Genomic DNA, 24,035 nt, shown 5'->3' with positions numbered 1-24,035 from the left:
CCCGGTCAGTCCCGCACCAGGGGGGCGCCCGCGTCCCGCCAGGCGATGATGCCGCCGGCCAGGCTGCGCACGTCCGGGTGGCCCATCCGGGTCAGCAGCGCCGCGTACCGCGCGGACTGCTCACCGACCGGGCAGGCCAGCAGCACCGCTTGACGCCGGCTGAACGGCAGCCCGCCCCGCAGGAGTTCGGCGAACAGCTCGTCGACGATGTTGACCGACCCGTCGATGTGCAGCGCGGCGTACGCGAACGGGCTGCGCAGGTCGACCACGAGCGGCCGGTCGGTCTCGATCCAGCGCCGGGCCTCGGCCACGGTGACCGACGGCGCCCCGCCGACCTCGGCCTCGGACAGGTCGGCCGGTGAGTTCTTCCGGGGCGGGCGGCCCAGCAGATCGGGCCGCCGCTGCCGGACGTAGCTCAGATAGCTCTCCACCCGGTCGCAGACGATGAACACCGCGGTCCGCCGCTCCTCCGACTCCTCGTCCAGCGCCCGCAGATGACGGACGGCGCCGAAGTAGGCCGCCCCGCCGGTGGGCCCGCCCAGGATGCCGCAGCGGCGGTTCAGGGTCAGCATCCCCTCGATCGCCTCGTCGGCGCTGACCGACTCCATCGCGTCGTACGTCTCCGGGTCGAACAGACCCACCTCCTGCACCTCGTCGATGGTGCGGATCCCGGGGATGAAGTCCGACTTGGCCGCCACCAGCCCGACCACCCGCACGGAAGGGTCCTCCTCCCGCAGTGCGCGGGCGACGCCCGTGGAGGACCCGGCCGTGCCCACGCAGGCGACGAACCAGTCCGGGACCCGGCCGTCCAGGTCCTTGACGATCTCCGGTCCGGTGCCGGTGAGATGGGCCTCGGTGTTGCGCGGGTTGAAGTACTGGTCGGTGTGCAGATAGGCGCTGCCCGAGGCGGCGAGCGTGCGGTGGAACAGGGTCAGCGGATCGTCCGTGGCGGTCGGGTCCAGGCACTCGCTCTGCCCCGGCAGCTCCTCGATCTCCGCCCCGAGAAGCAACAGCAGATCCTTGATCTCGGGGACCCGCATCCGGTTGGTGACGCTCTTGAAGCCCAGGCCGTGCATGCCCGCGATGACCGCGAGGGCCTTGGCCGTGTTGCCGCTGGACAACTCGACCACCTGGCTGCCGTGTTCGACCGCCTCGTCCAGCAGGGGCCCCGCCATGCTCCAGGCGGCCCGGTCCTTGACCGAGCCGAAGGGGTTGAGCATTTCGAGCTTCGCGTACAGATCGATGGTGCGCAGGCCGTGCACCGCCGGGTCTATCCGCACCAGAGGGGTGTTGCCTATCGCCTCTGTGATGCTGTCGTACCTCACTGAGCTCCCCTCGCGGGCGTGATCGGCCAGAACTGGTCGTCGAGGCACCAGCGCCACGCGTCGCCGTCCTGCCACGCGGCGACCTTGCGGGCGGCGGGCTGGTGCTGGGCGCGCGTGGCGTGGAAGTCCATGGCGTAGCCCGCGGTGTTGGCGAAGGCGAGCAGGTCACCGGGTTCCGGGCGGCGCGGCAGGAACACCGTGCGCCGGGTGATGAGGTCGGTCTCCATGCAGAGGCTGCCGAAGAGGTGCACGGCGACGGGCCCCTCACCCGGCCCGGCTCCGCTTCCGGGGACGACGACCGGGTCCATCAGCACTCCGTGGTCCTCCAGGGCGATGTCGTCCGCCTTCGCGGCCAGCCGTACGAGCAGTTCCCCGCCGGGTTCCGGGCCGCGGACCTCCAGCACCCGCGCCAGGGTGAGCCCGCACTGGTCCAGCAGGGCCCGGCCGGGCTCGGTGTGCAGGTCGTACAGGTGCTCCAGCAGCAGCGCGGCCAGCGGGCGTCCGCCCAGCGAGGCGGCGGGCTGGGCCAGCAGCTCGTCCAGGTAGGCGGCGCCGGCGACGGAGCGGTGGGCGGGGTAGAGGCCCAGCGTGCCGCGCAGGGTGCCGGACTCGTTGCGCAGCCCGTAGCCGTGCCCGCCCCACGTCAGAGGCGGACGCCGGCCGAGGACGGCCGCGGTGAGCCCGCTCGTGTACGCCTCCCACTGCTCCCGCTCGGCGAGGTAGCTGATGCCGAACCCACCGCCGACGTCCACGGCCCGGGGCCGCAGACCCCGGCTCCGGCACAACTCCAGCGCCGCCAGGCACCCTTCGAGGGCCGTCGCCTTCTCCGCGACGCTCGTCGTGTCCAGATGGAAGGCCACCCCCGTCGGATCGACCGCGTCACCGTGCCGCTCGGTCGCCTCCAGCAGCGGCTCCAACTCCCGTACCGGCGTACCGAAACGGCTGCGCCGGCTCAGCACCTTCACGCCCGGCGTCTCGAAGCCCGACAGCCGCAGCAGCACCCGCACCGGGGCGAGTTCGTGCTTGCGCACCAGGGCGGCGAGCCGGTCCAGCTCGGCGACGCCGTCGACGCTGACCGTCACACCCGTCCGCGCCGCCAGCCACAGGAACTCGGGGTTCTTCGGCCCGGTGGCCGTGATCCGGTCGGCGCCGAAGCCGGCACCCAGCGCGTGCTGCAACTCGCCCAGCGACGCGACGTCCACGCCCGCGTCCGTCGCCGCGAGCCGCCGCAGCAACGCGCTGGAGCGGTTGGCCTTGTGGGCGTAGAAGACCTGCCCCGACAGGTGGTGCGCCCGGTACACCGACCGGAACCGCTCCAGGTTCTCGGCGATCTGGTCCGGCACCACGACGTGCACGGGTGAACCGAGTGCGTCGACGATCGAGTGCAGCGTGCCGTGCGCCGCCAAGAGCGACTTCAGCCGTGGCTCCAGCCGCGGTTCGAGATACAAGGGCCGGCCGTCCATGCGCGCTCCCCCTCCTGAAGCCGCTGCGCCCGGCATCCGGGCACGTCGGACACTCCCCGCGTTTCGCCGTATAGCCCATATCCATTCTTCGGTCGCTTTACGCCCTGTACAGCCCGGATCTGTCCGGTTGTCAGTGTGACGCGAATCACGGCCCCGAGGCGCGGCGCGCGCCGGGCGCACAGGGCCCGGTTCGCCCGGAAGCCGTCCCGGGGCGGGAGTGAGAGGTGCCACCTGCCTCGGATCCGGTGGCAGGACGGTGACATTCGGGACGGATCCGTAGCGGGCGTACAGGGCGACGGTCGCGGGGGGCGTACGGGGGGCGTACGGGGGGCAAGGGCGAAGACCCGCGCATTCGACCGGGGAACCCGATCGACGAAGACCAACGGTGGAGACCATGCAGACCCGCACCCGAGCCGTCCGTGCCCGAGGCATCCGTACCACCGTGGCCGCGCTGGCGGCCGTCGCCGGTGTCGCCGCGGCAGCCGTCCCGGCCGCCGCCACCGCACCGGCCCTCCGGCACCCCCCGGTTCCTGGAGCCGGTCGAGCTGCCGCCGCACCCTTCCCGCAGGTGCGGACTGTCCCGCTCCGGAGGGGCCACACCTGACCACGTGCGCCTGGTGGGATCTGCTCATGCCTGTTGATGTAGCCGACAGTGCCAGTATGGTTTCTGGGGGTGACCTCCAGAACCACTGGCCCGGCCACGGGGGCAGGCGACCGGTGTCGGGGCGTTCTTACGGGCGGGGTGTGATGCGGGGGGCGTCATATGAAGATCTTTCTGAGCTGGTCCGGATTGCCGTCACGGACCTGTGCCGAACGGCTCGCCTCCTGGTTGCGTTACTTCAGCGACGAGATCGAGCCGTTCGTCTCCTCGGAGAGCATCAGGAAGGGCGCGCGCGGGCTGGACGAGATAAAGAAGCAGCTCGACGAGAGTTCCTTCGGAATCGCCTGCGTCACCCGGGCGAACCTCGGCGCCCCATGGATCATCTTCGAGTCGGGAGCCTTGTCCAAAGAGGTCGACGAGCGCAAGGGCCAGCTTGTGCCCTTCCTGCTGGAGGGCAGTCACGACGACCTGGAGGCGGCGAGCAGTCCGCTGCGCCAGTTCCAGTCGACTCGGGCGCACGACGAGGAAGACGTGCTGAACATGGTCAGGACCATCAACTCCGTCCTGCGCGAGTCGGTCAACCGATACCCCGACAACACCCGGGTCGACAGCCTCTTCCGCAAGGTGTGGCCCGAGTTACGCGATGGCCTTGCCGCGATCGACCTGACGGCGGACACCGCCGAGCAGGCACCGCCGCGCCGCTCCGCGGAGGAGATCCTTGAGGACCTCACCTCGCTCATGCGGGAGCAGATCAGCAGGATCACCGATCTGGAACAGAGGGTGGAGGCGCTGCGCGACGAGCAGACCAGCCTGCCCAGGAAAAGATCCAGGTTCGCCGGCGTCTACGAGGAAACGCCCACGCCGCACACCCAGTACGTCCCGCCGCCGGGTACGAACACCGAGGGGCCGGCATGAGCCGGATGGCCGGACATCAGGCACGGACCCTCTTCGGCACCCGTCTCGGCCTGTCCACCGCGGGCCGCGCCTGCGCCGTTCAGTTCACCCTGCTGTCCGGGCTCGTCCAGTTGTACCTGGCCTTCTGGCCCGACAGCTCGCTGCCGCGCGTCCCGGCGTTCCTCGGTGTCGTCGGCATCTCGCTGGTGGGTGGCATCCTGCGCTCATGGCCGCGGACCCGGGTGAGCCACGAGTTCCAGCACCCGGGATTCGAAGTGACCATCAAGGTCGGCGACCTCTTCGAGCAACCGGGCCACCTGGTCATCGGCAGCAACGACGTGTTCGACACCGACACCCGGGATGATCTGCTGATCGTCCACCGCAGTGTGCAGGGCCAGTTCCTGCGTCGTCTCTACGCGAGCGAGGCCACCCGGCTCGACCGCGACATCGACACCGCGCTCGCCGGAGTACCACCGGTGCGGGTGGAGGACCGGGCTGCGAAGCGGGCGGGGAAACTCGCGCGCTACCCGCTGGGCACGGTCGCCGTCCTCGGTTCGCCGCGGAAGCGCTTCTTCCTCAGTGCGTACGGCACGATGCGCAACGACCTGACGGTCGCCTCCGGGCCCGACCAGATGTGGAAGAGCCTCGAAGAGCTCTGGCATGCGATGCATCTGCACGCACGCCGTGAGGCGGTGGCCATGCCGGTGATCGGATCGGGCCTGGCCCGCATCGACAGCATGGATCACACGAGTCTCATCAAGCTGATCCTGCTGTCCTTCGTCACGAGATCGCGGCGGTCGGTCATCTGCAAAGAGCTGACGATCGTGGTCTTTCCGGAGGACTATGTGCGGGTCGACATGCTCGAGTTGGCCATGTTCCTGCGGACCCTGTGACCGCCGGACGTGTGGGGGGAGGCCTTGGTGTGAACCAGGAACCGGAGCGGACGGACCCACACGTTCCGTACTTCTTCCTCAGCTACGCGCACACCCCGCCGCGTGCGACCGACGGGCCGGATCCGGACATGTGGGTGCGCCGGCTCTACCAGGATCTCTGCGAGCACATCCTGATGCTGACGGACCTGCCGGAGGGCGAGTCGGCCGGGTTCATGGACCGCGCCATGCGGATCGGCGAGGACTGGAGTTCGCGCCTGTCCGCCGCCCTTGCCACATGCCGGGTGTTCGTACCGTTGTACTCACCGCGCTACTTCGTGAGCGACCACTGTGGCCGTGAGTGGCGGGCCTTCGCCCTGCGCCAGACGCGGAGCCGGTCGTCACAGGACAGCGCCCCACCGGCGATCGTGCCGGCACTGTGGACGCCCGTGCATGCCGAGCGTCTTCCCTCGACGGCGAAGAGCCTGCAGCACGACCACGAGCGGTTCGGTCCGCACTACGCCTCCGAGGGCCTGTACTCCCTCATGAAACTGCGCAGGTACCGGGCCGAGTACGAGCATGCCGTCCTGCTGCTGGCCCAGTCGATCGTCACCACGGCCCACGAGAATCCGGTACCCAGAGGCGAACCGCTGGACCTGACGGACCTGCCCAACGCTTTCGGGCCGCCCCCCGTGCTGCGCCGGGTTCGCATCGTGGTGGCCGCGCCCAGCAGCCGCGCATTGCCGCCGGGACGTTCGGAACGCTGCTACGGCCCCTCCCCGGTCGACTGGAACCCTTACCGGGACAGCGACGTCGACGCCGGTCGATCGCTCGCGGATTTAGCCGCGGAGCAGGTGCGAGGGCTCGACTACCTCACCACCGTCGAACCCCTGGACGAGGCGGCCGGCAGTCTGCTGGCCGAGGCGCATCCCTCGGCGCCGACGGTGATGCTGCTCGATCGTTGGGCGGTCGCCGACCCTGAACAACGGGAGCTGCTCACCAGGGTGGACGCCGCAGCTCAGCCGTGGGTCGTGGTCGTCGTGCCGTGGGACCACTCGGACCCGGACAACGAGTCCTCGGGGGCGGAATTGCAGTCGGCCTTGGAGAAGACCCTGCCACGCACGTTGCAGCGAGGCCGCAGCGTCTCCCGGGCCGCGACGGGCGGGGTGCCCTCGCTGTCCGCGTTCGCCGACATCCTCCCGACCGTGATCCAGTGGGCGGCCGCCCAATTCCTCCGCTACGTGTCGCCCGTGTACCCGCCCGCCGGCCCCCCCGTCGCCCGGCCCAGGCTGCGCGGTCCCGCTCCGGAGCCGGGATCCGCACAGGAGATGCGTGATGACCCCCGGACCTGACGGGCAGATCGTCACCTTCTACTCCCAGAAGGGCGGTACCGGGCGGACGATGGCTGTGGCCAACGTCGCCTGGATCCTGGCTTCCAACGGCTACCACGTGCTGGCCGCCGACTGGGACGTGGAGGCGCCGGGGCTGCACCGCTACTTTCACCCTTTCCTCGATGCCGCGACCTCGGCCGCCACCACCGGCGTGCTCAACTTGTTCTCGGGTTACGTCACGGAGTGGCGCACGAAACCGCACACCGAGTCCGCGGCGGATCTGAGACGGCGCCTCGCCCGGGTCCTGCCGCACGCGGTCTCCGTCGACTGGACGTTCCCCGAAGGCGGAAGCCTGGACTACATGCCCGCGGGACGGCAGGACGGCGAATACCTGACGCACCTCATGGACTTCAGCTGGCGGGAGTTCGCTGAACGGTTCGGTGGCACGCGGTTCCTCGAGGCGCTGCGCCACGACATGAAGAGTCACTACGACTTCACCCTCATCGACAGCCGCTCCGGCGTCAGCGACCTGGTCGGACTGTGCACCATCGACATGCCGGACATCCTGGTCAACTGCTTCACCCTGAGCTCGCAGGGCATCGAGGGCGCGGCACGCATTGCCCGGTCCATACTTCAGGACGTCCATCCACGCCCCCTGCGCATACTGCCCGTCGCCATGCGGGTCGCCGACGACAGGGACAACCGTCTGGCCGCCGCCCGTGAGCTCGTCCGCATGAGCTTCCAGCAGCTGCCGGCCGCCTCTCGCACCGGCGTGGAAGTCCCACACCGGTCGGACTACGCCTATGAAGAGACGCTGGCGGCGTTCGGTGACCCACCGGGCGAACCGAACAGTCTGCTCGCCGCCTTCGAGCTGCTGACGGAGCTGATCACCGAGGGCCGCGTGCGACGTCTGCCACCCCTGGACGACGAACTGCGCCAACGCCATCGCGCTTCCTACGTACGGCCGTTGTCACCCATCGCGACCCCGCTGCGGCTGTGGTACGCCCCCCAGGACAGGATGTGGGCCGACTGGGTCGGCTGGCTCCTCGCTGGTTCCGGCTTCGAGGTGATCACCTCCGGCGGCGGCAGTGAACCAGGCCCTTGGGGCGGAGCCCCTCGCACCTTGGCCCTGCTGTCGTCCTCCTTCCTGCGCTCGCCGCAGGCCCGGACCCTGTGGGAGAGCATGGGAGGGACCGGTTCCGGCGCTTCCGGGAAGCTGGTCCCGTTGCGGATCGAACCCGTCGCGCTCACCCCGCCGTTCAGCGACTACGAAGCGGTCGACCTGACCTCCCTCGACGAGCCCGGTACCGCCGAAGCCCTGCTGCGCGGCGTAGGACTGTCCGGGGAGGTGGCTGAAAGGGTGTTGGGACCGGCCCGTCCGCGGTTCCCGCGCCGTACGCCGGACCTGTGGGAGGCACCGGCACGCAACCCCTTCTTCGTGGGCCGCAACCGGCTGCTGGACCAGCTCGCCGCCACGCTGAAGGTCAGCCGGCAACAGGCTGTGATACTCCCTCACGACGGCCTCGCCGCCACCGGGCGCACCCAGCTGGCCGTCGAGTACGCCCACCGCTTCCGGGCCGCGTACGACCTGGTGTGGTGGATCCGTGCGCACAGCCGGGAATCGGTCCTGCTGTCGCTGGCGCAGCTGGCGGAGCGGATGGGCCTGCGCAACGGGGACGACGTTCCCACGGCCGCGCGCCGGGCCCTCGACGCGCTGGACTCGGGATCGCCGAGCTGCCGGTGGCTTTTGGTGTACGACAACGCGGCAGGCCGGCCGGCCCTGTCGGATCTGTTGCCCGCCGTCCCTCAGGGGCACGTGCTGGTCACCTCCCGTGACCGCACGTGGAGCGAGAGCCTGCCCCCCGTGTGGGTCGACGCGTTCACCCGGGAGCAGAGCATCGAACTCTTGCGGCGGAGGGCTCCGTCGCTCTCCGCCGTGGACGCGGACCGGATCGCGGCCACCGCGAGCGACCTCCCGCTGGCCGTCGCTCAGGCAGGATTGTGGCTCGCGCAGTTCCCGTCGACGCAGGACTACCTGCATCGGCTGACCGTCCGGAGTGACGCCCGGGCCGCGAAGGGCGCGGGCGACGCGCTCGCCCCGGCGATCGCCGCCGGCACCGGAGTGGCCCTCGACGCACTCGCCGAGCGCGCCCCCGCGGCGCTGCGGCTGCTCGCCCTGTGCAGTGTGCTCGCCCCGCAGCCGCTGCCGCTGGCCCTGGTCTACACCGACACCGCGCTGCGCCTTCTGCGTCCGCACGACGACGTCCTGCACGAGCCGATGCTGGTCGACCGCGAGGTGCAGGAACTCAGCCGGCTGGGCCTGGCCGAGGTCGACCAGGCCGGGCACACGCTGAAGGTGCACCGGGTCGTGCAGCGCCTGGTGACGGCTTCGCTGCCGGCCGACGAACTGGACGAGGTCCGCCACGAGGCGCACCGGCTCCTCACGGCCGCCGCGCCCCGGCGGGACGACTCCGCTGCCGAGACGGACGACCTCGCGTTCGAGAGGCTGTGGCCCCACTTCGACCACGCCGGCGCGGATACGTGCAAGGACAGCGACACCCGCGCCGTGCTGCTGGAGCGGGTGCGCCGCACGGCGCAGCACGGCATGCCCGCCCGGGCCCTCGAACTGGGCCGTCGGCTGGACCGGAGCTGGACCGCTGTCGACGGGGGAGACGACGACCAGCACGTGCTGCAGCTGCGTAACCATCAGGCGACCGCGTTGCGGAGCCTGGGAGCCCATAACGAGGCGTACGGCCTGGACGCCCGCACCCTGGCCCGGCAGCGCGAGCTCCTGCCGCCCGGCCACACCCATACCCTGATCACCGCCGCCGGCCTGGCCGCGGACCTGAGAGCGCTCGGCCGGTTCGGCGAGGCGCTGGAGCTGGCGCGTGAGGTGTACACCGGATTTTACGACCTGTTCGGCGAGGAGCACCCGCAGACGCTGACCGCGGCCGAGGCGCTCGCCCGGTCGTTTCGCCTGGTGGGAGACTACTCGGCCGCGCGGGAGCGCAGCCTGGCCACCTGGCAACGACAGTGCCGCGTGCTGGGGGACGGCCATCCCGCGGCGTTGGCGTCGGCACTGGGCCTTGCCCGGGACCTGCGCGAACTGGGCGACTACGCGGGCTCCGTACGCGTGCTGCGCCCCGCCCTGGAGAGCCTTCGCCGCCAGAACTCCCGTGGCGCGCTGCGCGCGACCGTGAGCCTGTCGGTCTCCCTGCGCCGCATCGGAGAGCGTCACGAAGCCGACGAGCTCGCCGCGCATGCCGAGGTGGGCTACACGACGGAACAGGACCGGGACGATCCCGACTGGCTGGTCTGCGGCGTCAACCTGGCGGCCCTGACCGCCGGCGCGGGCGATCTGGCAGCCGCGCGCACCGCGATCAGCCGCCTGCAGCACGGTGTCGCGCAACTGCGCGGCCCGGAACACCCGGACAACGCGGTCTGCGACCACAACCTCGCGGCGTGGCTGCGCAGCGCGGGAGAGACCGACGAGGCACTGGCCGCGGCCACGCGGACCGTCCGGTCCTTCGGCAGGATTCTCGGCGAGGCCCACCCGTACACCTTGTTCGGAAAGCTGACGATGGCCAACGTCCTGGGCGAAATGGAGCAGTTCGCGCCGGCGGAGAGCATGACGCGGGCTTGCGCTCAGGACCTGCGCGCCTGCCTCGGGGAGGGGCACCCGGACACCTTGATCGCCGACCTGTCCCTGGCGGTCACCCTGCGCTCGATGGGCCGCACGGCGGAAGCCGGCCGGTTGCGTGACCGTGCAGTGAGCGCGTTCGACAAGCGACTCGGCCCCGGACATCCCTGGACGGCCGCGGGCCGCGGCTGGCAGCGCGTCGACCGTGATCTGGAATTGCTGTTGCCCGCCTGAACAGTGCAGCCCCGGAACGCCGTTCAGCGTCGCGGTGAACGCCCGGGGCAGCGGTGACGAGAAATCACCGCTGCCGGACGGTGCATTGCGGTACGCATTGCCCACCTCGCGCAGGGGCTGCGAAGATGGCAGAGGCATGCTTGGCGGAACGTCTACGCGCACCGTGTCCACTCCAGCCCCGGACTCTCGCCGTCCCCGGTGTGTGGGAGGCGGCCCTGAACCAAGGTGAAGCCGACGCAGATGAAGATTCCGGTCACGAAACCCGCAGACAAGCCCCCCACGGGAGTCCCGACCTCCGAGAGAACCCCGCTCGCGGAGATCCGCACTCACGGGATCGAGGTCACCACGGTCGTGAGGCGAGTGACTCCGGCTCCGGAAAAGGACGGGGCCCGGACGCACCCCACCTTCAACTCCGCCGTCTGACCGGTCGCCCGATGCGGACGCGCGGCGCAGCCGGCGAGGTGTGAGGACGTGGCCGTACGGGAGCTCGTCCTGAAGGTCCACAGCAGATGCGACCTGGCGTGTGACCACTGCTATGTCTATCGGCACGCGGACCAGAGCTGGCGGAGGATGCCGCCGCTGATCTCCGAGGGGACGCTCCGCCAGGTGGCCCGCCGGCTCTCCGAGTATGTCCACGAGGAGCGGCTCCCGCAGCTCGCGGTCATCCTGCACGGTGGCGAGCCACTGCTGGCGGGTCCGGCCCGGTTGCGGTCGATCTGCGCGGAGCTCACCCGTGCGCTGGCTCCGACGACCGACCTCGATCTGCACATCCACACCAACGGTGTGCGGTTGAGCCGGGCGCACCTGGAGGTGTTCAGGGAATTCGAAGTCAAAGTGGGCCTCTCCCTGGACGGTGACCGGGCTGCGAACGACCGGCATCGGCTCGACCATCGGGGTCGCAGCAGTTACGAACGGGTGCTGCGTGGGCTGGAGTTGCTGCGGCTCCCCGAGTACCGGCATCTCTTCCAGGGGCTGTTGTGCACGGTCGACGTGGCCGGTGATCCGGTCCTCGTGCACGATGCGCTGATCGACCTGGACCCGCCGCGGATCGACTACCTCCTGCCCCACGCCACCTGGGACGCACCACCCCCTCCAGGCCGGCCGGAAGCGTCCACGCCCTACGCCGACTGGCTTCTCAGGGTCTTCGACCGGTGGGAGGAGCAGGGGCGCCCGGTTCCCGTACGGACCTTCGACTCGATCCTCAGCACGCTGCGCGGTGGCCCCCCGCTCACGGAGGCGCTGGGAGCCGCCGACGACAGCATCGCGGTCGTCGACACGGACGGCACCCTCACACGCTCCGACTCACTCAAGGTCGCTTATGACGGCGCACCCGCCACCGGATACGACGTCTTCCGACACGGTTTCCGGGAGTTCACCGAACGCGCGGAGGGGCCCGTCCGCCGCAGCGGGCTCAGCGAGACCTGCCGGCGGTGCCCCGTCCTCGCCACGTGTGGCGGGGGGCTGGTCGCACATCGCTACAGCACCGGCCGGGACTTTGACAACCCGTCGGTGTACTGCGCGGACCTGCGTGCCCTGATCGAGGGAATCGCCGAACGGATCACGGACCGCTCGCTGGCTCCGGCGGTGACGAGCGTCGGCGAACTCAAGCGGGCGCGGCTACGGCTGGACCGCGCGCTGCTCGCAGGAGTGAACGCCAAGCTCGCCGGCCGTGCCTGCTGGGACGAGGCCTGGAGCCTCCTGGTCCGCATGGACTCCGACAAAACCACAGCTCCCCACCTCGACGCGGTCATCTCCCATCCCTATCTCAGGCCCTCCCTGATCCGCTCCTGGGACGGCACGGCGGATCTGCCGCACTTCATGGCGGTCGCGACGGCCGCGGCGCTGCGCGCGGGCGTCGAAGCGACCTTGCGTTGGGAGCAGCCGAGCCCGCTGGTCCATCTCCCGACCCTCGGCACCGTTCGGCTGTCACAGCCCGGGCAGGTGGAATTCCACGTCGGCCAGGGTGATTTGCGCGTACGCGGCGGGCAACACTCGGCGGGGACCGACGCCTCCCCGCTTGCCCTGCGCAGCTGGCGGCCGTTGGCATCGTTGGCTCTCGGCCACGGCCCGCGGCTGCTGATCGACGATGCCGACCCGGGCCGTGACTGTTTCGCCGCGGTCGTCACCCCCCTGCTCGACCCCGGTGCCCTGGCCGCGTTCCGCAACCGGCTGCGGGACGCGTACGGCCTTCTGGACCAGCGTGAGCCCGGTTGGTGGCAGAGTGTCAGCGCTCCCGCCACGACGACGATCACCCCGCTCACCGCAGGTGCCGGAGTGTGCCTGGGAGCCTGCGGCAGCGGCGCGCTGGGGGTGGCGATCGACATTGCACCGGAGGAATTCGTCCGCGAGTTGCCCCGCCTCGGCCGGAAGGGAAGGCTCGCCGCGCTGCGCGAGGTCGTCGACCTTCACCTGCCGGGCAGCCCGGCAGGACGCCTCCTCGATCTGGCCAGCGAGTACGTCGGCAGAGCAGCCCGTCCGTCGCCGGAAGCCGGTCCGGCACGCATCCTGGCGGACCGGGCCCTGCGCGAGTTGGCCGACCTTCCCCCGCGTGAACTCACGGAGAACGGCGCCTACGTGGCCGACGAGCTGCGAGCGGAATGGACGACTCTCCGTGACTGACGGCACCCGACTGGTCCGGTTGCTGAGCGAGTTGGGCGTCCGGCGCGGCGGCATTCTGCTGGTGCACGCCTCCCTGAGGGGTACCGGCCTGCCTCCCGCCGTGGTGCGAAATGCCCTTCTTGCCGCTCTCGGCCCGGCGGGCACGCTGGTCACACCGGCCTTCACCCCCGAGAACTCCGACACCTCCGACTGTCATCGTGCGCTCACCGCAGGGCTGACCGAACAGCAGAAGGAGGTCTACCGGGCGGGCATGCCGGCGTTCGATCCGGACGTCACCCCGTGCCCGGCGGTCGGCGCACTGGCCGACTGTGTGAGGGCCACCCCCGGCGCGGTGCGCAGCGCGCATCCGCAGACCTCGTTCGCCGCGATCGGCCCCCGGGCCCGCGACCTGCTCACCGGCCACGAGCCGGACTGCCATCTGGGAGAACGGTCCCCTTTGGCGCGGCTGTACCAACTCCACGCGCAGATCCTGCTGTTCCGAGTGGGATTCGAGGCGTGCAGCGCACTCCATCTCGCCGAGTACCGCATGACACCGCAGCCTCCGACGCGGACATACCGCTGTGTGGTGGGCGGCGGAGCGTGGATCTCCTACGAGGACATCGTGCTCGACGACAGCGACTTCGCCGCGATCGGAGCCCGGATCCCGCACGAACTCCTGACCAGAGGCGAATACGCCGGAAAGGCGGTCACCCTCGTGGAGATGCGGGACACTGTGGACGCTGCTCAGCGTCAGATGTCCGGATACAGGTGGAGAACGGCGTAAAACGAACCGCCCGTCGGACAGGCGGGTGGGGCACAGTGTTGATTCCGGCCACATGACGCCGTCGGGTGACTTCCCGGGGCTTCGACCGGCAGGGGGACGTGTGGAGATGCGACATCGGATCAGTGCTCACCACCCCTGTCCCCCCTCGGGCCGCGTCAACCCGCGGTGGCGAGCCGCGGTCGCGGTCTCCGAAGCCGGGCCGTTGTGGGGAATACTCAGGTGGGCGTTCTCCCCGCGACCGACGTGCGCACGATTCCGCAGTCTCTCGGAGACGCGGACGGGTGCCCCCACCCCGGCCTCGTCCCATCGAGCCCGCCAACTCCCTGCCTACGTACCAGGGGTCGACAACGGAGGAAAAGCATGATGGCGCGCCGGAGTGGACGTATCATCACGTTCTACTCTTACAAGGGCGGTACGGGCCGCACCATGGCCTTGGCGAACACGGCGTGGATCCTCGCCGCCAACGGCGCGCGTGTGCTGGCCGTCGACTGGGACCTCGAAGCCCCCGGACTGCACCGCTTCTTCCATCCGTTCCTCGACCCCAGCACACTCGAGGCCACACCCGGCGTGATCGACATGATCAGCGAGTACTCGTGGGCGGCGACCAGCGGGAGCCACCGTTCCGGCACTTGGCACCGGCAGTACGCACGCGCCGGCCGGCACGCGGTCTCCCTCAATCCGAAAGCCCTCGGACTGTCGTTCTCCGACGGAGGCTCGCTCGACTTCCTGTCCGCCGGTCAGCAGAACCGCGCGTACTCGGCCACCGTCTCCTCCTTCGAATGGGACAACTTCTACGACCGACTCGGCGGCGGCATCTTCCTGGACGCCCTGCGCGAGGACATGAAGGCGTCGTACGACTACGTCCTCATCGACAGCCGCACCGGTCTGTCGGACAGCGCGGACATCTGCACCATCCAGATGCCCGACGTCCTCGTCGACTGCTTCACGCTCAGCGACCAGGCGCTGGACGGCGGTGCCGCCGTGGCCCGGACCGTCGAGGCCGACTACCGCGACCGGCGCATCCGGGTGCTCCCCGTGCCGATGCGGGTCGACGAGGGCGAGAAGGAGAAGGCCGACGCCGGACGGGCGCTGGCCCGGCTCAAATTCGACGGATTGCCCAAGGGGAAGGACGGCGAACCGCTGGACCCGGCGCAGCTGAACGAGTACTGGGGCGCCGTCGAGATCCCGTACCGCCCGTACTACGCCTACGAGGAGTTGCTCGCGGCCATCGGCGACCAGAGCGGGGTGTCGAGCTCACTGCTGTCCGCCTTCGAGCGCCTCACGGAGGTCATCTCCGACGGAGAGGTGACCCGGCTGCCGCCGATCCCCGAACCGGTACGGCAGCGCTGTCTGGCCGCCTACACGCGGCGCAGGCCGACGACCCTGGCCGCGGACGTCTTCGTGGTGTTCACGGGCGAGGACCGCATGTGGGCCGAGTGGCTGGAGGGGACCCTCAAGCCGTACTGCTCGCGGGTGACGCTGCACGACGTGGCCATCCGCGTTCCGGAGCGCCCGGACCCGGCCACGCGCGCGCTGATCCTCACGTCGGACGCCTTCCTGCAGGCCAGACACGGACGGGCCGCGTGGCGGGCCCTGACCGACTCCGCTCCGGGCCTGCCGGCTCTCCAGGTGACACGCCTGCGACTGGACCGTGCGCAGATGCCCGGCGCCGACGTGGAGTACACCTCGGTGGACCTCCACCGGGCGGATGAGGCCGAGTGCGTCCAGAGGGTCTTCAAGGCGCTGAACCTGACGACCGATCTGGTGCCCACCGGTACGGCGAGCCCTCGATTCCCGGGCAACTGGCCGAGGATCTTCAACGCCCCGAGCCGCAACACCCTCTTCACGGGCCGGGCCGCAGTGCTCGAACAGTTGCGCTCGCAGCTTGGCGAAGGCATCTCCGTGGTGCTGCCCCAGCCGCAGACGCTCTTCGGTCTCGGCGGCGTGGGCAAGACCCAGATCGTCCTGGAGTACGTGCACCGCTTCGTCGCCGACTACGACCTGGTGTGGTGGATCTCCGCGGAGCACAAGGACGCCATCATCGCCTCCCTCGCCGAACTCGGTTCGAGGATCGGTGCCTCCGGAGGCGACGACATGGCACTGGCCAGCGCCGAGGTGGTGCAGATGCTGGCATCCGGTGCGCCGACCACCCGCTGGCTGCTCGTCTTCGACAACGCGGACGACCCCGAGACGCTCAAGCGATACTTCCCGGCCGGCGGCGGGCACATCCTGGTCACTTCCCGGAACCAGGCGTGGGCACAGCAGGGCGCGTCCCTGTCCGTCGACGTGTTCCCACGTGAGGAGAGCATCGAGCACCTCACCCGGCAGGCCCCCGGCCTGACCGTCGACGAGGCGGACCGGGTGGCCGACGCCGTGGGCGACCTGCCGCTGGCCGTCGAACAGGCCGCCGCCTGGCTCGCGGAGACAGCCACGCCCACCGACGAGTACCTGCGGCAACTGACCGAACAGACCACCGCTGTGCTGGGTCTCAACCACCCCAAGGACTACCCGCAGCCGGTGGCCGCCACCTGGAACATCTCCATCGCCCGCCTCAAAGAACGGTCACCGGCGTCGGTACGGCTCCTCCAACTGTGCGCCTTCATGGCGCCGGAACCGATCTCCGTGCGCGTGCTCTACAACAAGGAGATGCTGGACGCTCTGCGGGAGTGGGACCCCTCGCTGCAGGAGAGTCTGCTCCTGGGCCGGGTGATCCGCGAGATCGGGCGTTTCGCCCTGGCCAAGGTCGACCAGAGCAGCGGCAGCATCCAGGTCCACCGGCTGGTCCAGGCCGTCATCCGCTCACAGCTTTCGGAGGCGGAACGGGAAGAGGCGCGGCACGTGGTGCACACCGTTCTCGCCAGCGCCCGGCCCGACGGGGACGAGCCCACCGACGACCCGTCGACCTGGCCGCTCTTCGACTCCATTTGGTCACACCTGCTGGCCTCGGGCATCCAGGACTGCTCAGAACCCGAACCCCGGCGACTGCTCATCGACCGGGTGCGGTACCTGTGGAAGCGCGGTGACCTGCCGAGCGCCCGCCAGCTTGCGGAGGAAGTGCTGGAGCGCTGGATCGAGCGCCTCGGTGAGAACGACATGCAATGCCTCTACCTGCGCTGTCAGCTCGCCAACGTGCTCCGCTCGCAGGGGCGCTACCTGGAAGCCCGCAAGATCGACGAGGAACTGCTGGAGCGGCAGCGCGAGGTCCTGGGCTCCAACCATCCGCACACCTACATCACCGCGTCCAGCCTGGCGAGCGACCTGGCCGCACTCGGCGAGTACCGCTCGGCCGTGGAGCTGGCCGAGGCCGCGCACCGGGGATTCCGCGACATCTTCCACGAGTCGCACCAGCGGACCCTCAGCGCGGCCAACAACCTCGCACTCGCGCTGCGCATGGTCGGCCGCTACGACGACGCCCGCGCCGTGGACCAGGACGTCTACGACCGCCGCTTGGTCGTTCTCGGCCCCACACACCCCTACACCCTCGGCTCGGCCTCCAGCCTCGGCCGCGACCTGCGGGAGATCGGCCGCTACGACGAGGCCGTGGAGATCCTTTCCCGCGTTTACGAGGACCACAAGCGCATCCTGGGCGAGCACTTCCCCTCCACCCTCAGCTGTGCCAAGTCGCTCGCCGTTTCACTGCGCAGAGTGGGACGGGTGGAGGACGCGCTGCGGCTGACGACCGCGACCCTGGCGAGGTACCGCGAGCAGTACTCGTCGCCGAATCCGGACTGGCTGGCCTGCGACCTGAACCTCGCCTCGGACCTGTACGCCGCCGACGAGAAGGAGCAGGCCCGGGAGGTCGCCCGCCAAGCGCTGGCCGGGTACATGAAGGTCCCGGGCGAGGCCCATCCCTACACCCAGGGCGCCCTCAACAACCTCGGTATCTTCCACTGGGGCTGTGGGGACCTGGCAGAGGCCGAAGAGGTGTTCCGGCGGGTCCTGCCGCGCCTGAAGGACATGCTGGGCAAGGATCACCCGCACACGCTGATCTCCGGCCTCAACTTCGCCAACGTGCTCGCCGACCAGGGCCGTTTCGAAGAGGCGTACGACCTGGAGAGCAAGGCCGCCTCCGGCCTCGGCGCGGTGCTGGGGCGGCAGCACCCGGACACCCTGACCGCGGTCGCCAACTCGGCACTGACGCTGAGCTCACTGGGCAGCCCCGAGGCGGACCGCCTGCGCGAGGAGAGCCTCGGCGAGTTGAGGCGACTGCTCGGCGACGAGGTCATGAACATGCGTTCCGTGCGGCACGAACGACGTCTCTACCGCGACCTGGAACCGCTGGCCGTGTAGCGCGCCCCGGTGGGCCGGCCCTCCTGGAACGGGAGCGCCTCGCTCGGCGAGGCGTCGATGAGCGACCATCTCAGCACGTCCGGCAGCACGCGCAGGGCTCCGAAGTGGGCCGCGGACGGCTCGATCACGGACGTGGCCCGTGGGATGCGCTCCGCGAGCCAAGACGAGTGGGCCACCGGTGAGAAGGCGTCGCGGGCACCGTGCCACAGCAGGACGGGCACCTGGATACAGGTCGGGTCGAATCCCCAGGGTTCGGTCAGGGCGAACGAGTCGTCGATCCAGCCGTACGGCGAACTGCGCAGCGCCTCACAGTAGTTGCGCAGCAACATCGAGCGGACGCCGTTGTCGGAGATGATCTTCCGGTCGTCGTCGGTCATCTCCGCGCGCAGTTCCTCCAGCAGCCGCGCGGGGTCGGAGCGGATGGAGTCGGTGCGGGGGATGAGCCGGGCCTCGAACTCCTCGGGATCGGTGAGCGCCGTGCTGTACTCGTCGATGTTGGAAGGGGCCATCCCGGCGAACCAGTCGAGGCCCTTCGCGTCCCGGGGGGCGAGGGTGACGAGGGCTGCCGCACGGGTCACCCGGTGCGGCAGCCGGGCCGCGCAGGCCAGGGCGTGCGGGGCGCCGCCGGAGCGGCCGACGACCGCGAAGCGGTCCATGCCCAGGGCGTCGGCCACAGCGGTCACGTCCTGCACGACATCCACGACACGGCGGCCGGGCTTGCGGTCGGACCCTCCGTATCCGGGACGGTCGTAGCTGATCAGTAGAACTCCGCGCTGATACAGGTACATGGGGCGTGGTCTGGGGCCGACCCGGCTGCCGGGAGTGCCGTGGAGCAGGAACACGGGTCGCCCCCGCGGGTCCCCGGAGCACTCGACCCGCAGTCGCCTCCCGTCCGCCGTCCGGACGTGGTCCAGCGTCGACGCCAGGTCCCGCACGATGTATCCCCTCTCCCAACCCACAGGCCAGGTCCCAAGCTGCCGGAACTTGACCCACTCGTCCAGCCGACACCATCGCTTTCGGCTCCGTGCCGAAGAGGCACAACGAGGGACGGGCGTGCGTGTCACCGCAGCGTCCGGGCCGCGCCCGGATATGCCCGGCTCGACGAAGGCTTGCCCCGGGGCGGCCTCAGATGTCCCGGAACGTCTCGATCTGCGCCCCCACCGAGTTCAGCCGCTCCGCCAGCTCCTCGTAACCCCGGTTGATGACGTACACGTTGCGCAGCACCGACGTGCCCTCGGCCGCCATCATCGCCAGCAGGACGACCACCGCCGGGCGAAGCGCCGGCGGGCACATCATCTCGGCGGCGCGCCAGCGGGTCGGGCCCTCGACCAGGACGCGGTGGGGGTCGAGGAGCTGGAGCCGGCCGCCGAGGCGGTTCAGGTCGGTCAGGTAGATGGCGCGGTTGTCGTAGACCCAGTCGTGGATGAGGGACTGGCCCTGGGCGACCGCCGCGATGGCGGCGAAGAACGGGACGTTGTCGATGTTCAGGCCGGGGAACGGCATGGGGTGGATCTTGTCGATCGGCGCCTCCAGCTTGGAGGGCCTAACGGTGAGGTCCACCAGTCGGGTGCGGCCGTTGTCGGCGAAGTACTCGGGTGTGCGGTCGTGGTCGAGGCCCATCTCCTCCAGGACCGCCAGCTCGATCTCCAGGAACTCGATCGGCACCCGGCGTACCGTCAGCTCCGACTCGGTGACCACGGCCGCCGCGACCAGGCTCATCGCCTCGACGGGGTCCTCGGAGGGGGAGTAGTCCACGTCGACGTCGATGGTGGGCACGCCGTGCACGGTGAGGGTGGTGGTGCCGATGCCGTCGACCTTGACGCCGAGCGCCTCGAGGAAGAAGCAGAGGTCCTGGACCATGTAGTTGGAGGAGGCGTTGCGGATGACGGTGATGCCGTCGTGCCGGGCGGCCGCGAGCAGCGCGTTCTCGGTCACCGTGTCGCCGCGCTCGGTCAGGACGATCGGGCGGTCCGGGCTCACCGCGCGGTCCACCTGGGCGTGGTACTGGCCCTCGGTGGCGGCGATGTCCAGACCGAACCGGCGCAGCGCGATCATGTGCGGCTCGATCGTGCGCGTACCGAGGTCGCAGCCGCCCGCGTACGGCAGCTTGAACGCGTCCATGCGGTGCAGCAGCGGGCCGAGGAACATGATGATGGAGCGGGTGCGGCGGGCCGCGTCCGCGTCGATCGCCTCGAGGTCGAGCTCGGCCGGCGGCACGATCTCCAGGTCGACACCGTCGTTGATCCACCGGGTGCGCACACCGATGGAGCCCAGCACCTCGAGGAGGCGGTACACCTCCTCGATGCGGGCGACGCGGCGCAGCACCGTGCGCCCCTCGTTGAGCAGTGAGGCGCACAGCAGTGCCACGCACGCGTTCTTGCTCGTCTTCACGTCGATGGCACCCGACAGCCGGCGCCCGCCGACCACCCGCAGATGCATCGGACCGGCGTAGCCGAGGGACACGATCTCGCTGTCGAGGGCTTCCCCGATGCGCGCGATCATCTCAAGGCTGATGTTCTGGTTGCCGCGCTCGATCCGGTTGACGGCGCTCTGGCTGGTGCCGAGCGCCTCCGCCAGCTGCGACTGAGTCCAGCCCCGGTGCTGCCGGGCGTCACGGATGAGCTTGCCGATGCGTACGAGGTAGTCGTCTGCCATGGGACTGAGGTTATCTCAGATATGAGATGTCACCCGACCGGGGGGTCTGAACGGGTGACGGGACGTCAAGCGCGCCCGGAGGGCTCAGTGCCGACGCGCCTTCGTCGTGCGCCGCCATCCGAAGGGTCCGGGCAGATCCATCGATGTCGTGCGACGTCCTGTGCTGCTGCGGGTGTAGCGGGGGCCGTTCTTTCCGCCGCCGGTGGTGATGGACCAGGAGCGTTTGTTGATGTTCAGGCGCACCCCCGGAAGGATCCGGAAACTCTTGCGGAACGTGAGCGGCATGCCTGTCTCCTCCTCGGTCGTGCGTGGGTACCCGGTTCGGATACCCGGGAAATGGGCGCGCATGACCGCAGGGTGGGCGCCGGGGCATGACCATCCGGCGCTCGTGTACTAGAGTTATCTCGACATCGAGATATCTGCCGAGAGAGCACTCCAGTCGCCACCCTGGTAAGGGTTACCTAAGTTAGCCTTACCTTAGCGGATCGGCCAAGATGCCGTGGCGGCAGGATCGTGGTGGTACGCGCACATCAATGAAGGAGACTGTCGTGTCGGCGAACAGCTTCGACGCCCGCAGCACGCTGCAGGTGGGCGACGAGTCGTACGAGATCTTCCGGCTGGACAAGGTGGAGGGCTCGGCCCGCCTGCCCTACAGCCTCAAGGTCCTGCTGGAGAACCTGCTCCGCACGGAGGACGGCGCGAACATCACCGCCGACCACATCCGTGCCCTCGGGGGATGGGACTCGCAGGCCCGGCCCAGCCAGGAGATCCAGTTCACGCCGGCCCGCGTGATCATGCAGGACTTCACCGGCGTTCCCTGTGTCGTGGACCTCGCGACCATGCGTGAGGCCGTCAAGGAGCTGGGCGGCGACCCGGCGAAGATCAACCCGCTGGCGCCGGCCGAGCTGGTCATCGACCACTCCGTCATCGCCGACAAGTTCGGCACGAACGACGCCTTCAAGCAGAACGTCGACCTGGAGTACGGCCGCAACAAGGAGCGCTACCAGTTCCTGCGCTGGGGCCAGACCGCCTTCGACGAGTTCAAGGTCGTCCCGCCCGGCACCGGCATCGTCCACCAGGTGAACATCGAGCACCTGGCCCGTGTCGTGATGGTCCGCGACGGCAAGGCCTACCCGGACACCCTGGTCGGCACCGACTCGCACACCACCATGGTCAACGGCCTCGGCGTGCTCGGCTGGGGCGTCGGCGGCATCGAGGCCGAGGCCGCCATGCTCGGCCAGCCGGTCTCCATGCTCATCCCGCGCGTCGTCGGTTTCAAGCTGACCGGTGAGCTCCAGGCCGGCACCACCGCCACCGACCTCGTCCTCACGATCACCGAGATGCTGCGCAAGCACGGCGTCGTCGGCAAGTTCGTCGAGTTCTACGGCGAGGGCGTCGCCGCCACCTCGCTGGCCAACCGCGCCACCATCGGCAACATGTCGCCGGAGTTCGGCTCCACCGCCGCGATCTTCCCGATCGACGACGAGACCATCAAGTACATGCGGCTCACCGGCCGCAGCGAGCAGCAGCTCGCGCTGGTCGAGGCCTACGCCAAGGAGCAGGGCCTCTGGCTCGACCCGGCCGCCGAGCCCGACTTCTCCGAGAAGCTCGAGCTCGACCTGGCGACGGTCGTCCCGTCCATCGCCGGTCCGAAGCGCCCGCAGGACCGCATCGTCCTCGCGAACGCGGCCGAGCAGTTCAAGGCGGACGTACGCAACTACGTCGACACCGTGGACGAGGCCGGCCAGGAGTCCTTCCCGGCCTCCGACGCCCCGGCCGTCGCGCCGAACGGCGCTCCGTCCAACCCGGTCACCGTGACCGCCCCCGACGGCACGTCGTACGAGATCGACCACGGCGCGGTCACGGTCGCGGCCATCACCTCCTGCACCAACACCTCCAACCCGTACGTCATGGTCGCCGCCGCGCTGGTGGCCAAGAAGGCGGTGGAGAAGGGCCTGACCCGCAAGCCGTGGGTCAAGACCACCCTCGCCCCGGGCTCCAAGGTCGTCACCGACTACTTCGAGAAGGCGGGCCTGACCCCCTACCTCGACAAGGTCGGCTTCAACCTCGTCGGCTACGGCTGCACCACCTGCATCGGCAACTCCGGCCCGCTGCCGGAGGAGGTCTCCAAGGCCGTCAACGACCACGACCTCGCGGTCACCTCGGTCCTCTCCGGCAACCGGAACTTCGAGGGCCGTATCAACCCCGACGTCAAGATGAACTACCTGGCGTCCCCGCCGCTGGTCGTGGCCTACGCGCTCGCCGGCTCCATGAAGGTCGACATCACCCGGGACGCCCTGGGCGCCGACCAGGACGGCAACCCGGTCTTCCTGAAGGACATCTGGCCCTCCGAGGCCGAGGTGAACGACGTCGTCGCCAACGCCATCGGCGAGGACATGTTCGCCAAGTCCTACAGCGACGTCTTCGCGGGCGACGCCCAGTGGCAGGCCCTTCCGATCCCGACCGGCAACACCTTCGAGTGGGACGCCGAGTCCACCTACGTCCGCAAGCCCCCGTACTTCGAGGGCATGGCCCACGAGCCGGCCCCGGTGGAGAACATCTCCGGCGCCCGCGTGCTCGCCAAGCTGGGCGACTCGGTCACCACCGACCACATCTCCCCGGCCGGCGCCATCAAGGCCGACACCCCGGCCGGCAAGTACCTCACCGAGCACGGTGTGGAGCGTCGTGACTTCAACTCCTACGGCTCGCGCCGAGGCAACCACGAGGTCATGATCCGCGGCACGTTCGCCAACATCCGCCTGCGCAACCAGATCGCGCCGGGCACCGAGGGCGGCTACACCCGCGACTTCACCCAGGCCGACGCGCCGGTGTCGTTCATCTACGACGCCTCGCAGAACTACCAGGCCGCCGGCATCCCGCTGGTCGTCCTGGCCGGCAAGGAGTACGGCTCCGGATCGTCCCGCGACTGGGCCGCCAAGGGCACCGCGCTCCTCGGCGTCAAGGCCGTCATCGCCGAGTCCTACGAGCGCATCCACCGCTCGAACCTCATCGGCATGGGCGTGCTCCCGCTCCAGTTCCCGGAGGGCCAGTCGGCCGCGTCCCTCGGCCTCACCGGTGAGGAGACCTTCGACTTCACCGGCGTCGAGGAGCTCAACAACGGCACCACCCCCCGCACGGTGAAGGTCACCACCGACACCGGCGTCGAGTTCGACGCGGTCGTCCGCATCGACACCCCCGGCGAGGCGGACTACTACCGCAACGGCGGCATCATGCAGTACGTGCTGCGCAGCCTGATCCGCAAGTAGGCGGACCGCCAGGGCAGTTCGAGGGCCGCGTTCCCGGGTGACCGGGGGCGCGGCCCGCGCCGTTCACGCGGCCCGCGCCCTCTCA

The 24,035-nt window shown here is 69.9% G+C and carries 13 protein-coding genes; 8 read left to right on the top strand and 5 right to left on the bottom strand.

All coding sequences use genetic code 11. The features are described 5' to 3' along the window. Nucleotides 1-5: 5 nt before the first annotated feature. Together HDC93_RS14890 and HDC93_RS14885 are read right to left on the bottom strand one after the other, a co-directional pair. Nucleotides 6-1,325, bottom strand: coding sequence for a pyridoxal-phosphate dependent enzyme (locus HDC93_RS14890; RefSeq protein WP_185010965.1), 1,320 nt, complete (start codon nt 1,323-1,325; stop codon nt 6-8). After that, nucleotides 1,322-2,788 (bottom strand): Y4yA family PLP-dependent enzyme, encoded by a 1,467-nt coding sequence (locus HDC93_RS14885; RefSeq protein ID WP_185010964.1) that lies wholly within the window; start codon nt 2,786-2,788, stop codon nt 1,322-1,324. Before HDC93_RS14885 ends, HDC93_RS14890 begins: the two co-directional genes overlap by 4 nt. Nucleotides 2,789-3,551: 763 nt before the next feature. Between HDC93_RS14885 and HDC93_RS14880 the strand changes: the two genes are divergently transcribed. The 7 genes from HDC93_RS14880 to fxsT (HDC93_RS14850) all read left to right on the top strand — a co-directional run bounded on the left by HDC93_RS14880 (nt 3,552) and on the right by fxsT (HDC93_RS14850) (nt 18,029). Beyond that, nucleotides 3,552-4,304 carry a toll/interleukin-1 receptor domain-containing protein gene (locus tag HDC93_RS14880; RefSeq protein ID WP_185010962.1) on the top strand — a complete coding sequence of 251 codons (753 nt, stop codon included), beginning with the start codon at nt 3,552-3,554 and terminating at the stop codon, nt 4,302-4,304. After that, nucleotides 4,301-5,176: a macro domain-containing protein gene (locus HDC93_RS14875; RefSeq protein WP_185010960.1), complete on the top strand. Its 876-nt coding sequence runs from the start codon at nt 4,301-4,303 to the stop codon at nt 5,174-5,176. Before HDC93_RS14880 ends, HDC93_RS14875 begins: the two co-directional genes overlap by 4 nt. Before the next feature lie 29 nt (nt 5,177-5,205). Further along, nucleotides 5,206-6,504 (top strand): TIR-like protein FxsC, encoded by a 1,299-nt coding sequence (locus tag HDC93_RS14870; RefSeq protein ID WP_185010958.1) that lies wholly within the window; start codon nt 5,206-5,208, stop codon nt 6,502-6,504. Continuing rightward, nucleotides 6,488-10,357: an FxSxx-COOH system tetratricopeptide repeat protein gene (gene fxsT, locus HDC93_RS14865; protein ID WP_185010956.1), complete on the top strand. Its 3,870-nt coding sequence runs from the start codon at nt 6,488-6,490 to the stop codon at nt 10,355-10,357. Before HDC93_RS14870 ends, fxsT (HDC93_RS14865) begins: the two co-directional genes overlap by 17 nt. Nucleotides 10,358-10,828: 471 nt before the next feature. Then, nucleotides 10,829-12,976, top strand: coding sequence for a radical SAM/SPASM protein FxsBH, inactivated beta-hydroxylase extension form (gene fxsBH, locus HDC93_RS14860; protein ID WP_185010954.1), 2,148 nt, complete (start codon nt 10,829-10,831; stop codon nt 12,974-12,976). Then, nucleotides 12,969-13,739, top strand: a complete 771-nt coding sequence (locus HDC93_RS14855; RefSeq protein WP_311774544.1) for an AAC(3) family N-acetyltransferase — start codon at nt 12,969-12,971, stop codon at nt 13,737-13,739. The genes fxsBH and HDC93_RS14855 overlap by 8 nt, the downstream gene beginning before the upstream one ends. Nucleotides 13,740-14,099: 360 nt before the next feature. After that, on the top strand, nt 14,100-18,029 hold the full coding sequence (gene fxsT / locus HDC93_RS14850; protein ID WP_185010952.1) for an FxSxx-COOH system tetratricopeptide repeat protein: 3,930 nt from the start codon (nt 14,100-14,102) through the stop codon (nt 18,027-18,029). Here fxsT (HDC93_RS14850) and HDC93_RS14845 read toward each other — a convergent pair. The 3 genes from HDC93_RS14845 to HDC93_RS14835 form a co-directional block, all read right to left on the bottom strand. Beyond that, complete coding sequence (locus tag HDC93_RS14845) at nt 17,999-18,964, bottom strand: alpha/beta fold hydrolase (RefSeq protein ID WP_185010950.1); 966 nt, start codon at nt 18,962-18,964, stop codon at nt 17,999-18,001. The genes fxsT (HDC93_RS14850) and HDC93_RS14845 overlap by 31 nt on opposite strands. 190 nt (nt 18,965-19,154) lie before the next feature. Continuing rightward, complete coding sequence (locus HDC93_RS14840) at nt 19,155-20,684, bottom strand: UDP-N-acetylglucosamine 1-carboxyvinyltransferase (protein WP_185010948.1); 1,530 nt, start codon at nt 20,682-20,684, stop codon at nt 19,155-19,157. Between the two features lie 84 nt (nt 20,685-20,768). After that, a complete protein-coding gene (locus tag HDC93_RS14835; protein ID WP_033308449.1) occupies nt 20,769-20,969 on the bottom strand; it encodes a DUF4236 domain-containing protein in 201 nt (66 codons plus the stop codon). 263 nt (nt 20,970-21,232) lie between these two features. On the opposite strand from HDC93_RS14835, the gene acnA reads away from it, so the two are divergent. Further along, on the top strand, nt 21,233-23,950 hold the full coding sequence (gene acnA / locus HDC93_RS14830) for an aconitate hydratase AcnA (protein WP_185010946.1): 2,718 nt from the start codon (nt 21,233-21,235) through the stop codon (nt 23,948-23,950). Nucleotides 23,951-24,035 lie beyond the last annotated feature (85 nt).

The organism is Streptomyces sp. AK010 (assembly GCF_014207295.1).
Classification (GTDB): Bacteria; Actinomycetota; Actinomycetes; order Streptomycetales; family Streptomycetaceae; genus Streptomyces; species Streptomyces massasporeus.
Note: the sequence above shows the minus strand (reverse complement) of the source record. Positions and strands in the feature narration are given on the sequence as shown.

Bases quoted from the DNA above. Each gene is read 5' to 3' on its own strand.
- HDC93_RS14875 (WP_185010960.1), top strand. From the start codon at position 4,301: ATGAGCCGGATGGCCGGACATCAGGCACGGACCCTCTTCGGCACCCGT.
- HDC93_RS14885 (WP_185010964.1), bottom strand. From the start codon at position 2,788: ATGGACGGCCGGCCCTTGTATCTCGAACCGCGGCTGGAGCCACGGCTG.
- fxsT (WP_185010952.1), top strand. From the start codon at position 14,100: ATGATGGCGCGCCGGAGTGGACGTATCATCACGTTCTACTCTTACAAG.
- fxsT (WP_185010956.1), top strand. From the start codon at position 6,488: ATGACCCCCGGACCTGACGGGCAGATCGTCACCTTCTACTCCCAGAAG.
- HDC93_RS14880 (WP_185010962.1), top strand. From the start codon at position 3,552: ATGAAGATCTTTCTGAGCTGGTCCGGATTGCCGTCACGGACCTGTGCC.
- HDC93_RS14840 (WP_185010948.1), bottom strand. From the start codon at position 20,684: ATGGCAGACGACTACCTCGTACGCATCGGCAAGCTCATCCGTGACGCC.
- HDC93_RS14835 (WP_033308449.1), bottom strand. From the start codon at position 20,969: ATGCCGCTCACGTTCCGCAAGAGTTTCCGGATCCTTCCGGGGGTGCGC.